11 protein-coding genes are annotated in these 10434 nt (G+C 60.6%); 5 read left to right on the forward strand and 6 right to left on the reverse strand.

Going from position 1 to position 10434, the window contains the following annotated elements; all coding sequences use genetic code 11:
• The first annotated feature begins 228 nt into the window (after window positions 1-228).
• Both DXC18_RS10155 and DXC18_RS10160 read left to right on the forward strand, forming a co-directional pair.
• Window positions 229-2049 carry an adenine deaminase gene (locus DXC18_RS10155; protein WP_117717066.1) on the forward strand — a complete coding sequence of 607 codons (1821 nt, stop codon included), beginning with the start codon at window positions 229-231 and terminating at the stop codon, window positions 2047-2049.
• 198 nt (window positions 2050-2247) lie between these two features.
• The gene (locus tag DXC18_RS10160; protein ID WP_117717067.1) at window positions 2248-3042 is read left to right on the forward strand and encodes a Cof-type HAD-IIB family hydrolase; all 795 of its coding nucleotides are present in this window, start codon (window positions 2248-2250) and stop codon (window positions 3040-3042) included.
• Window positions 3043-3176: 134 nt separating this feature from the next.
• Here DXC18_RS10160 and DXC18_RS10165 read toward each other — a convergent pair whose 3' ends face one another.
• The 6 genes from DXC18_RS10165 to DXC18_RS10190 all read right to left on the reverse strand — a co-directional run bounded on the left by DXC18_RS10165 (window position 3177) and on the right by DXC18_RS10190 (window position 7786).
• Window positions 3177-4019 (reverse strand): Cof-type HAD-IIB family hydrolase, encoded by an 843-nt coding sequence (locus DXC18_RS10165; RefSeq protein WP_117717068.1) that lies wholly within the window; start codon window positions 4017-4019, stop codon window positions 3177-3179.
• An 87-nt stretch (window positions 4020-4106) separates the two neighbouring features.
• The gene (locus tag DXC18_RS10170) at window positions 4107-5525 is read right to left on the reverse strand and encodes a citrate synthase (RefSeq protein ID WP_117717069.1); all 1419 of its coding nucleotides are present in this window, start codon (window positions 5523-5525) and stop codon (window positions 4107-4109) included.
• Window positions 5526-5602: 77 nt separating this feature from the next.
• On the reverse strand, window positions 5603-5890 hold the full coding sequence (locus DXC18_RS10175) for an ACT domain-containing protein (RefSeq protein WP_006235289.1): 288 nt from the start codon (window positions 5888-5890) through the stop codon (window positions 5603-5605).
• 396 nt (window positions 5891-6286) lie between these two features.
• On the reverse strand, window positions 6287-6994 hold the full coding sequence (locus DXC18_RS10180; protein ID WP_255360342.1) for a site-specific integrase: 708 nt from the start codon (window positions 6992-6994) through the stop codon (window positions 6287-6289).
• Between the two features lie 18 nt (window positions 6995-7012).
• Entirely contained in the window at window positions 7013-7264 is a 252-nt protein-coding gene (locus tag DXC18_RS10185) for a helix-turn-helix transcriptional regulator (protein ID WP_006235292.1), read from the reverse strand.
• Window positions 7265-7273: 9 nt separating this feature from the next.
• Window positions 7274-7786 (reverse strand): hypothetical protein, encoded by a 513-nt coding sequence (locus tag DXC18_RS10190; protein ID WP_117717070.1) that lies wholly within the window; start codon window positions 7784-7786, stop codon window positions 7274-7276.
• Window positions 7787-7921: 135 nt separating this feature from the next.
• On the opposite strand from DXC18_RS10190, the gene DXC18_RS10195 reads away from it, so the two are divergent.
• From DXC18_RS10195 to DXC18_RS10205, 3 genes are all read left to right on the forward strand, one after another.
• On the forward strand, window positions 7922-8500 hold the full coding sequence (locus tag DXC18_RS10195; RefSeq protein ID WP_117717071.1) for a hypothetical protein: 579 nt from the start codon (window positions 7922-7924) through the stop codon (window positions 8498-8500).
• A gap of 185 nt (window positions 8501-8685) precedes the next feature.
• Window positions 8686-9621, forward strand: coding sequence for a hypothetical protein (locus tag DXC18_RS10200; protein WP_147330272.1), 936 nt, complete (start codon window positions 8686-8688; stop codon window positions 9619-9621).
• Window positions 9622-9626: 5 nt separating this feature from the next.
• Window positions 9627-10367: an ATP-binding cassette domain-containing protein gene (locus tag DXC18_RS10205; RefSeq protein WP_117769450.1), complete on the forward strand. Its 741-nt coding sequence runs from the start codon at window positions 9627-9629 to the stop codon at window positions 10365-10367.
• Window positions 10368-10434 lie beyond the last annotated feature (67 nt).

Consider the following 10434-nt stretch of genomic DNA (forward strand, 5'->3'; position numbering starts at 1 on the left):
CAGGGGCTCTCAATGTTTTTATGTCCTGCTCATATCGTCTGTGCCGGCACTTTGGGACACTCCTTGTCATTGGTACAAAGCAACCTGCCCCCATTGCGCCAAGCGGCGTGTGCCGTTAAGCGGAGGGGGTGTATTCCCGACCCATCGTTTGGGCATACAATGGCTATTGGCTTGCTGCGGTGAAGGTTTGTCCGCTCCGCAGTTATTTCTACCGTTAAAGGAGTATGTATGTCCGTTGAGGTCATGAGATCTGTGATCGATGCAGCCGAGGGTCGCGTACCCGTCGACACGCTGTTTGCCAATGCGCAGATTGTCGACGTATATGGCCAGCGCGTGGCGCCCGGTAGCGTTGCCGTCAAGGATGGCGTAATCGTCGGCGTGCTCTACGACGGTCGCGACGATGCCGCTGGCACCTACGAGGCGACCGAGGTCATTGACTGCCAAGGTCGCTATATCGCCCCCGGCTTTATCGACGGGCATCTGCATATCGAGTCCTCGAACATCCGACCCGCCGAGTATGCGCGCATGGCGGCGACGCGCGGCACCACCACTGCCATTGCCGACAGCCACGAGATCGCCAACGTTTCCGGCCTGGACGGCCTGCGCTTTATGATCGAGGACGGTCGTCGCGCGCCCATTTCCATCAAGTACATGATGCCCTCGTGCGTGCCCGCGCTGCCCGATGAGCAGGCCGGCGCTGTGATTACCGCCACTGATATGCAGGCGTTTTTTGCCGAGCATCCGGGCGATGTCTTTGGTCTGGGTGAAATGATGAACCTGCCGGGTGTCTTTATGGCCGACCCCGAGACCTGTGCTCGCATCGATGCTGCCAGCCAGACGCCGTCCAAGCAGGTCGACGGCCATGCGCCGCTCGTTGCCGGCAAGGATCTCAATGCCTATGCCGCGGCGGGCATTATCGCCGACCACGAGTCGACGATTCCCGAGGAGGCGCTCGATAAGCTGTCCCGCGGCATGTATGTGATGCTGCGCGAGGGCACGTGTAGCCACGACCTGGCCAACTTGTCGCCGATGCTGCTGGAGAACCCCGCCCGCGCCCGTCGCTGCTGCTTTGCGACCGACGACCGCGCTCCCTCCGATGCGCTTTCGACCGGTATGATCGACAATGCCTGCCGCGTGGCTATCGAGGCTGGTATTGACCCCGTGGTCGCCATCTCTATGGCGTCCCTGTCCACGGCCGAGGCGTTTGGCCTGGACCACGGTTGCCGCGATCCACACGAGCTGCGTGGCGCCATCGCCCCGGGCAAGCGTGCCGACCTGCTGGTACTCAACGACCTGACGTTTGCCACAGCTCCGCATCGCGTGTATGCCGCCGGTGCCCTGGTGGCGCAGGATGGCACCTTTGTGGGCGAGATTGCACCCGAGATGGCCGAGGTTGCGGCCCTTGCCGATGAGCTGCGCGCCTCCGTTAAGCTGCCGAAGCTTTCGCTTGACGTGTTCGATTATGCCTTTAAGCCGGGCGAGGCCGTGATCGACGTGGTGCCGGGTAAGGCCATTACGGGCATGGCTCGCCCCGAGAATGCCGAGGACTTGCGTCGCATTATGCTGATTGAGCGCCATGGCCGCGGCGTGTCACTGCAGGCCGAGGGTGCCGACGGTGATGGCCCTGCGGGCCTGGGTCTTGTTGGCAAGCATATCGGTCGCGGCTGGGTGCGCGGCTTTACCATCACGGGCGGTGCCATCGCCTCGACGATCGGCCACGATTCGCACAACGTGTGCGTGGTGGGCGACAACGCGGCCGATATGATGGCTGCCGTCGAGGCTGTTGGCCAGGGCGGTCACGTGCTGGTACGCGATGGCGAGGTCGTAGCGCGCATCCCGCTGGCGCTCGGTGGCCTGATGAGCGAGGGCGCGGCCGAGGACGTGGCGGCGCAGCACGACGACTTTATGGTCAAGGCGCGCGCCATGGGTATTGAGCCGCCGCTCGACCCCATCATGGGCATCATCTTCCTGCCCCTGCCGGTCATCCCGACGCTTCGCATCCGTCCCGAGGGCATGTTCGACGTCACGACCTTCACCTACGCCGACTAGTCATCGGGGACGTTCTTAAACGACTAGCCGTCGGGGTGGCGTGTCGCCTGACGCTGCGGCCGTGGGACATCCGGCGCGCGTGAGCTATTTGCTAGGTCCTTGTAACGTTTACGCCCGCAGAGTCTTATCTGAGCTCCTTTTGGGTACGGTGATTTTGGATATACGTCCGATTCCATCAAGCCCGAAGGGAGCTTTTCTATGTTTAAACTGATTGCATCCGATATGGACGGCACGTTGCTTGATGAGAATAGCCAGGTACCGCCCGAGACATATGAGCTGATTGAGGCCCTGCGCGAGCATGGCGTGCACTTTGCTGCGTCCTCGGGCCGCCGTTACGACCGCCTATGCGAGTTCTTTGCGCCCGTTCGCGACAAGATGGACTTTGTCGCGGCGAATGGTGCGCAGGTCTATGCAGAAGGGGTTGAGGTCGATCGCGAGGTATATTCTCATCTCGCCGTCCGCAAGCTCGCGCGCACGGTCAAGATGTTTCCTAACATGCATCTGGCGCTCTTTGATCGCACCAAGTCCTTTTTGCTCGACGACGAGGACAAATTTGTCCGCGAGATCGACAAAGATCTGCCCAACGCCGAACGCATTTGGGGACTGCCCGATCCGCATGTGAATATCATCAAGGCATCGATTATCTGCGATGACGGCAACGTGATGGACAACGCCTACGTGTTGCAGCGCGAGCTGGGCGACCTGTTCTCTTTCGCGCCTTCGGGCAACGCGTGGATCGATGCCATGCAGCCCGGTGTGTCGAAGGCCTCGGGCATCGCACAGCTTGCGGAGCATTACGGCATTGGACGCGACGAGATCATGGCGTTTGGCGACTCGATGAACGACTACGAGATTATTCGCTTTGTCGGCACGGGCTGCGCGATGGAAAACGCGCGCCCCGCGCTCAAAGCGGTTGCCGATCGCGTCGTAGGCTGCAACCGCGACCACGCTGTTCAACAGGAGCTTCGTCACGTGCTAGAGGGCCTCGCTTAATCCGACAGCTGGGGACGTTCCCGTTCTGCCGGCAGTGGGGGACAGTCCTTGCGGCTTTTCGCAAAGAGTGTCCCTAACGACTAGTCGTTTAAGAACGTCCCCAATGACTAGTCGTTTAAGAACGTCCCCAATGACTAGGCGAGGGCGGCCATGATGGTGCGGGCGACGCCGTCGTGGTCGTTGTCGTATTCGGTGATGGCGTCGGCCGCCTCGCGGTCCTCGGGTTCGGCGTTGATCATAGCCATGCCGTGGCCTGCTGCCTGCAGCATGGGAATGTCGTTGATGTTGTCGCCGAACGCCCAGGCGTCGGCGAGTGGCTCGCCCAGATGCTCGCACAGCCACGTCAGGGCCGTTCCCTTGGTGGCGCCCTCGCCCATGACCTCGATATTCATGGCGTACGAACGCGTGACCTCGATCCCGCCGAGTGTATCGAGCTCCGCCGTGATGGCGTCGCGGTCGGCCGGATCGTGCCAGTACATAGCGATGCGTTCGAGCACCTCGACTTCGTCGATTTTGCTGTCGATATCCAAGTCGATCGGTGTTCGTGTGCGCTTGAGCGAAGCCGCGATGTGGGGGTCGCCGCCGCAGAACTCATCCAGGCGCGTGTAGAGCGAGCGGGGGAGGAAGCACTGCCCGTCCGCGAAGATATCGAAGGTGACATCGTGGCCGGCGGCAATGCTATGGACGCGGTGGGCGATGGCGCGGTCGAGCGGTCGGCTCAAAATGCGCGTAGCACGTGAGGTATCGGTGGGCGTACCGTCGTCGAGTTGCCAGACGCTGGCACCGTTGGCGCAGACCGCGTAGTGTACGGCGGGGTGGGCGAGGATGGGCTCAAAGACGCCCGACAGCGGGCGCCCCGTACAGGGCACAAACTCAATGCCGCGACGCGCAAGCTCGTCGAGCATCGTCCAGGTGGCGTCGCTCATCTGCTTGTCGCTCGTCAGCAGCGTTCCATCCATATCGGAAAACACAATCATTCGATGCAGCCCTTTCTACTGGCATAAAAAGCGTGGCCGAGGGCGGTGATGCCCTGGCCACGCTCGGGTTCTATAACGGTCCGCGTCCTAGCGATCGGCGAGCGGCTTGTACTCCAGCGGCTCGATCACCGGACGGTATGCCGGACGGATGATGCGGTGCGCGCAGAAGAGCTCTTCCATGCGGTGCGCCGACCAGCCGGCCATGCGGGCGACGGCGAACAGCGGTGTAAAGAGCGTCTCGGGCACGCCGAGCATCTTGTAGATAAAGCCCGTGTACAGGTCGATGTTGGCGCAGATGGGCTTGGTCATGCCGTGGTCGCGCATCACCTGCGGTGCCAGGCGCTCGATGCGCTCGATGAGCGCGAACTCATCGCCCAGATCCTTCTTGGCGGCAAGCGTGCGCGCGTAACGGCGGCACACCTCGGCGCGCGGGTCGCTCAGCGTGTAGACGGCGTGGCCCATACCGTAGATGAGACCCGTGCCGTCGAAGGCCTGCTTGTCGAGAATCTTGCCCAGGTAGGCCGCGACCTCGTCCTCGTCCTCCCAATTGGAGACATGCGCACGGATGTCCTCGTGCATGGACACGACTTTGGCGTTGGCGCCGCCGTGGCGCGGGCCCTTGAGCGAGCCGATAGCCGCGGCGTAGGCGGAATACGGGTCGGTGGCCGAGGAGGACAGCACGCGGCAGGCAAACGTGGAGTTGTTGCCGCCGCCGTGCTCGGCATGCAGCATGAGCATCACGTCGAGCAGCATGGCTTCGTCGCGGGTGAATGCCATGCCGCCGCGCAACACCTGCAGGATGGTCTCGGCGGTGGAGAGGCCGGGTGTGGGGTGCGGTACATGAACCTCGGAGCCGCGGCGCTTGGCGACCGACGCCATATGCGCAAAGGCGGCGATGCGGGGGAGACGGGCGAGCATGGAGATGGCGACGTCGATTTCGTGCTCGGGTGTAATGGCGTCGGGCTCGGCGTCGAAGGCGTAGAGCAGCAGCACGGCGCGCTGAAGCACATTCATGATGCTCGACGACACCGTGGTCATGGGGAACTCGCGGACGTACTCGTCGCTCAGATGCCTAAAAGCACCCAGGCGTTCGCAAAAACCGTCGAGTTCCTCTTTGGTGGGCAGCGAGCCCGTGATGAGCAGGTAGGCGACCTCTTCGTAGCCATAGCGATCCTCGGCCTGGGCGTTGTTGACCAGGTCCTCGATGCTGTAGCCACGAAGCGTGAGTTTGCCCTGATCGGGCACGACTTTGCCGTCGACCTTGTTGTAGCCGTGCACGTCCGAGATGCGGGTAAGGCCCGCGACCACGCCCGAGCCGTCGGCATTGCGCAGACCGCGCTTGACGTTGTGCTCTACGAACAGGCCCTCGTCGTACGGGGCGGTCGGCAGGCCGTGGTAGAGGTTTTCGCTTTCGGGCGAAATCTGACGGCTCGCCTCGTAATCCAGAACCAGGCGGCTCAGGTGATCGTCGAAGCGGTAGTAGATTTTCTTGGCGTCGTAGGCCATGCGCGCTCCTCTCCGGGCCGCATCGGGGTGACTTGCATGGGCATGCGCGCGTCAGGCTATCCCCAGCGGCTTGCTCGCTACAGGCGGTACATAAAGTTGAAGACGTCCTCGCGCTGGATGGACACGTTGACGCCCGAAAGCTCGCCGGCCTCGGCCAGCGCCTTCTGCAGCTCGGCGAAGTCGAGCTTGGACTCGGCGGTGTCGGCCAGCATGGTCATGGTGAAGATGTCCTCGATAATGGACTGCGTGATGTCGCGGATGTCGACGTTGGCCTCGCCCAGAACGCGGGTGACGCCGGCGACGATGCCGGGGCGGTTCTTGCCAAGGACGGTGATGACGATACGGGAGGACGAGATCTCGGCCATGGGAAACCCTTTCGCGTGATTGCGGCGCGCGCGGGGCGCTCCGCTACGGTACAGTGTTCATCATTGTACCTGTCTGGCGCAAAAAAGGCGCGCTCGCTGCGGCGTTACATGCCTGCAACATGAGCGTAAGGGGGAAGGCCGCACGGGGAAGAGCCGTCTGGCGCGTGTCCGGCTCGTGTTGTGTTGATTTCCGATCTCAGCCGAACACATTGAGCGAACAGGCCGTTCCCGCAGTCAGCCGAACGCCTCCGACGGCTGATTCCGAACTGGAAGCGGAGGGCATCCCCGCCCTTCGGTAGGGGATACCGCTCCGCGGCGCATGCCGCGGGCGGCGCCCCTATCGGACCACCGTGACCTCAGTTGGGATGGGCCCAGCACTGCCGCGTACTCGGTGAGCTAGAGCCAACTGTTCGTCTTCACGTCGCGTATGGCGATATTTCGGTCGTCCGGCTCGGTGATGCCGTAGCCGAACGCCTGGAGCGTCTCGATGGACTCCTGGATCCTCTGTTGGAACATGGGACCCGGATCGACCCTCGGCCCGAGGTGCCCGCGCCAAAGGCACGGCGTGGCGCGCAGCATGTTATGGATTTTGGAGATGGGCTCGATGTCGGCGTAGACGTTGAGCGTCGCCATGGCGTCCTTGTGGCCGAGGATCGATTGGAGCGCCTTGATATCGCCGCCTTGGCGGATCCACTGCGTTGCGAACGTGTGGCGAAGGCCGTGGAACGTGATCAGCTCGTCGTTGGTGCCCATGAGGCCGTTGGTCTCCGAGAACGTCTTGAACGCCCTGCGGATATAGCTTGTCGTCGCGAAGGTCGCGCCCGGCTCCGACAGGATGTAGCAGTCCCCGATCTCGACCGCCCCGGTAAGGCCGCGCAAGCGCAGCTTTCCGCAGTCGATCTCGTGGGTCTCCTTCAGGAAGGGGAGTAGGCCGACCGGGTCGATGGGGATACCCCTGGCGTCATGGGTCTTGGTGTCCTTGATGAACGAACCCATTCCCTTCGCGTACGCCACCGAGTGTCTGATCGAGATCAGGCCCGTCTCGAAATCCACATCGCACCACCGAAGGCCGCAGACCTCGCCGATTCGCATCCCCGTGTGCAGGGCGAGTACGACCGCCCTCTAATCCTCGGCGGACCAATCGAGTCCGAACTCCTTTCGGGCATCCTCTTCGCTCATGACTTCGAGAAGGTCTCCGGGTTGGCAACGAAGGGCGAGGCATAGCTGCTCGAGTGTGTTGAAGCGAATGCCGCGAATATGCCCTTTTTTAATACGGGACAGGTTCACGGGCGTGGTTCCAATCCTTTCGGCAAGTTCGTTCGAGGAAATCTTTCGCTCGGCCATGATCTTGTCGAGGCGAACAATTACGGGCATGGCGTTTCCTTACGCAATCTCGTCGGAGTCGAGGTACAGCTCTCGGGCGTACAAGAAGAGCTGGGAAAGCATGAACAGGGCGATGCCGAGAACCAGAGAGGTCCAATCGAATGATGAAGCGATCTCTTGGGCGCCGACGGCCCCCTCGCCGCCAAACATCGAAACGGAGGTTTTGAGTGAGCCGGCGTAGAGGCTGGTGGCAGCTTGAACAACGAAGAGAATGCCGAGCACCTTCAAGCATGTCGCAGACCCTTTCTTGAAGGGGTCTCCGCTCTTGATCGTCCACACGAGAACGGCGCTGAGGATGGTCGTAGCGATACCGATGACGGCAGGGACCAATGTCGAGATCGCAAGGGCTGGATACGCGGGGGGGTCTGCAATTACAGGGTTGTCGAGCACTTCGATTGCTGGCTTTAAGGAGAACGCCACTTGTGCGATGGCGGTGGCGCAAAGGGTCGCAGAGGCTATCGCACATGCGATGCGGAAGGAATGAAGCCGGGGAGTGCGATTGTCGGAACTCATAATAACCTCCGAAGAATTTAAAAAACTCAGGTTACTTTTTAACAGTTTATGTTAAATTGACTTTGCCGGCAAGTAATAAGGGCCGAGCATTTTGTTCGGCCCCTCTGTTCCGACTGGATGAGGTTAAGGTTGGCGATGAATATGCTCAAAATCTCGAAGGCGATCTTTAGGTCGCTTCTCTCCTCCAGGTCGCTCTGTGTTGTCGTTGTTGCGTTGATGGTTCTTTGTGCTCTGCCCGTCTTCAGGAGCGCGGCTGGCATCGACGGACGGGTCGAATACCTCGAGTCGGGAATAACCCGTGTTGAGCAGGAATTGTCAGCATCCTATGCGGATGCGCTTGTGAATGCTGGGGAGGACGGTGTCTATACCTCTTCATCAAGCATGCCCGCGCTTCTGTACCCTCTTGCCGCGGGACGTCTTATCTTGGCACCGCTCTCTCCCCTACTTCCGTTTCTGCAGATATCGGATGGAGAGTACACCTATTATGACGGATCGAAGGAGTACTTGCTATGGGTCGCAACGGCCGTTGCCGTCTCGTTCCTTGCCGCGCGTCTTAACAAACGTGAAAAGCTCATCATCCAGGCACCGATGGGCGAGCTGGGTAGACTTGTTGCATCGAGCGTATGGGCGAGTGTTTTTGCAATGCTTGCCGTCCTCGCCATCAATCTTCCAGGGATAATCGCCGCGCTTGTGCCTCCGCCGTTGCATACGTAAGAACGATGGGGAAACTGCTCCTGCGTTCTCCTACCCTCGCCGTATGCGCGATTGCAATGTCGACGACGATGCTGGCCCCGGCTCTGGTCGAGATGTTTCCTGACGCTGATAACGTTTCCGCTGTTCGGTATAGGGATGGGGAGCTCCGTTCAATAGATCGGTATCTAGAGCAGAACGCTGCGAATATGGACGTCGAGGGCAAAGCGGCCCTGGAAGACATGCGGGATGCTCTTTCGGGTTTCGTGTACGCGCCTATGCCTGCGGAGGGGTTTCGAAGCCTTGCGACGTACGAGCGCGCTCGAGGTGAGCTGGGCGCGGCAGATGCGACTCTCCTGCAATCGATCGGAATCGAGCCGGAGACTCCTTCTCGTGCGGAGGCGCGCGCCCTTCTGCTTGAGTCGATCGCGAGCTTGCCGGACCCCAAGGTTTACGAGTTAAGTACGAAGATGCCCCCATTAATCCTCCTTTCGTATCTCCAGGCAGCGCTTCCCTCCTTATTTTTGCTGTTGCCCGTGGTTGTCACATCGCTCGCGTGCACCCACCTGCAGTGTCGTTCCCTTCTGGTTCTCCAGATCCCCGCAACAGCGCATGTGCGTTTTCTGACGGCTGTTGCGCTGGCTCTCCTGCTTGGCTTGGTGCTGCTTTTGGTGTCGATGGTTCCCGCTGTCGTTGTGTCCGTGATTAAGAACGGTGCGGGTGGATCGGAGTATCCCGTCGCTCTCATTCGGGCGGGAGCTTCGACAACGTCCATGGTGGGGGAGGCGGTGTTGTGCAGTATTCCGTTGCTGGTCATGGCATACGGCGTGATTTCCGTCGTCGCTGCGTTGACAGCAGCGATTAGCCGCAACCCCGTTGTCACCGGAATGGTTTGCGCGGTTCTCTTGGTGTTGGGTTCGTTGAGCGCTCATGTTGAAAGCGTGGGCATGGGCGTCGCGCTGCTGGCTCCATTCGCCTCGTTTGATCCCGCTTCCCAGGTGGGGACGATTGGGTTCCTTGGGCGAGGGACGAACGCGATGCCTTTTGGAGAGGTCGTCGGCGCATCGGGCGCTCTGCTGGTGGTCTTGGGCGCCGTATCTCCGTTGATGGTGCGCCTGAGTGTTCCAAAGATCGAAAGGGGATGATCTCGATGATTGACCTTCAAACGCTGACGATCTCTTATGGAAAGAAGGTGCTCGTAGATTCGGTGAACGCTGAGTTTGCCCCGGGTACGGTCTACGGTCTCGTCGCTCCGAACGGGCATGGAAAGACGACGTTGCTGCGTGCGATGGCAGGTTTGCCGGGTCCTCGCGTGGACGGGAGCATCGTTCTGGATGAGGTGCAGGGTACGGGTGCGAGAGAGGTCCGTTCTATGATCTTCTATGCACCTGGTGAGGGGACGCTGCTGTATCCCGGATTGCGTGCGGAAGATCACCTCAAGATGGTTTGCGATATGTGGCCGCATGCTCGCGATATCGAAGAGATAGTGGAACAAACGCAGATAGGCGAGTTCGCGAAGATGAGGATCCGCACTCTGAGCCAGGGCATGAAGCAGCAGCTTACCCTGGCGATTGCGTATGCGACGGGCGCGCGGTACCTTCTATTAGATGAGCCCATGAACGCGCTCGACCCCAGCAGGGTGGACTTGCATTCCGAGATTCTCAGGAAGCTGGCCGATTCTGGTACGTGCATCATCATGTCATCCCACATCTTGGATTCGGTCGATAGGCTGTGCGATGAGATTCTGTTTTTGAAGGATGGGAGGCTCATTAGAAGCATTCCGCAAGATGATGCTGCGCCGAAGTCTCCTGGATCCCATTTCGCAAAGCCTGCCGGACGCGCCGAGGGTGCGCTAAGCACGTATCGGCGACTCTACGAAAAGGGCGGGTAGAAATGCAAGTTAAAAATCTATGTGGCCAATATAATACCGTTGAACCCGCGTATCGATACCGCTCAGC

This window comes from Collinsella sp. OM08-14AT (assembly GCF_003438115.1).
GTDB lineage: Bacteria > Actinomycetota > Coriobacteriia > Coriobacteriales > Coriobacteriaceae > Collinsella.

Bases quoted from the DNA above. Each gene is read 5' to 3' on its own strand.
- DXC18_RS10155 (WP_117717066.1), top strand. From the start codon at position 229: ATGTCCGTTGAGGTCATGAGATCTGTGATCGATGCAGCCGAGGGTCGC.
- DXC18_RS10160 (WP_117717067.1), top strand. From the start codon at position 2,248: ATGTTTAAACTGATTGCATCCGATATGGACGGCACGTTGCTTGATGAG.
- DXC18_RS10165 (WP_117717068.1), bottom strand. From the start codon at position 4,019: ATGATTGTGTTTTCCGATATGGATGGAACGCTGCTGACGAGCGACAAG.
- DXC18_RS10170 (WP_117717069.1), bottom strand. From the start codon at position 5,525: ATGGCCTACGACGCCAAGAAAATCTACTACCGCTTCGACGATCACCTG.
- DXC18_RS10175 (WP_006235289.1), bottom strand. From the start codon at position 5,890: ATGGCCGAGATCTCGTCCTCCCGTATCGTCATCACCGTCCTTGGCAAG.
- DXC18_RS10185 (WP_006235292.1), bottom strand. From the start codon at position 7,264: ATGCCCGTAATTGTTCGCCTCGACAAGATCATGGCCGAGCGAAAGATT.
- DXC18_RS10190 (WP_117717070.1), bottom strand. From the start codon at position 7,786: ATGAGTTCCGACAATCGCACTCCCCGGCTTCATTCCTTCCGCATCGCA.
- DXC18_RS10195 (WP_117717071.1), top strand. From the start codon at position 7,922: ATGAATATGCTCAAAATCTCGAAGGCGATCTTTAGGTCGCTTCTCTCC.
- DXC18_RS10200 (WP_147330272.1), top strand. From the start codon at position 8,686: ATGGACGTCGAGGGCAAAGCGGCCCTGGAAGACATGCGGGATGCTCTT.
- DXC18_RS10205 (WP_117769450.1), top strand. From the start codon at position 9,627: ATGATTGACCTTCAAACGCTGACGATCTCTTATGGAAAGAAGGTGCTC.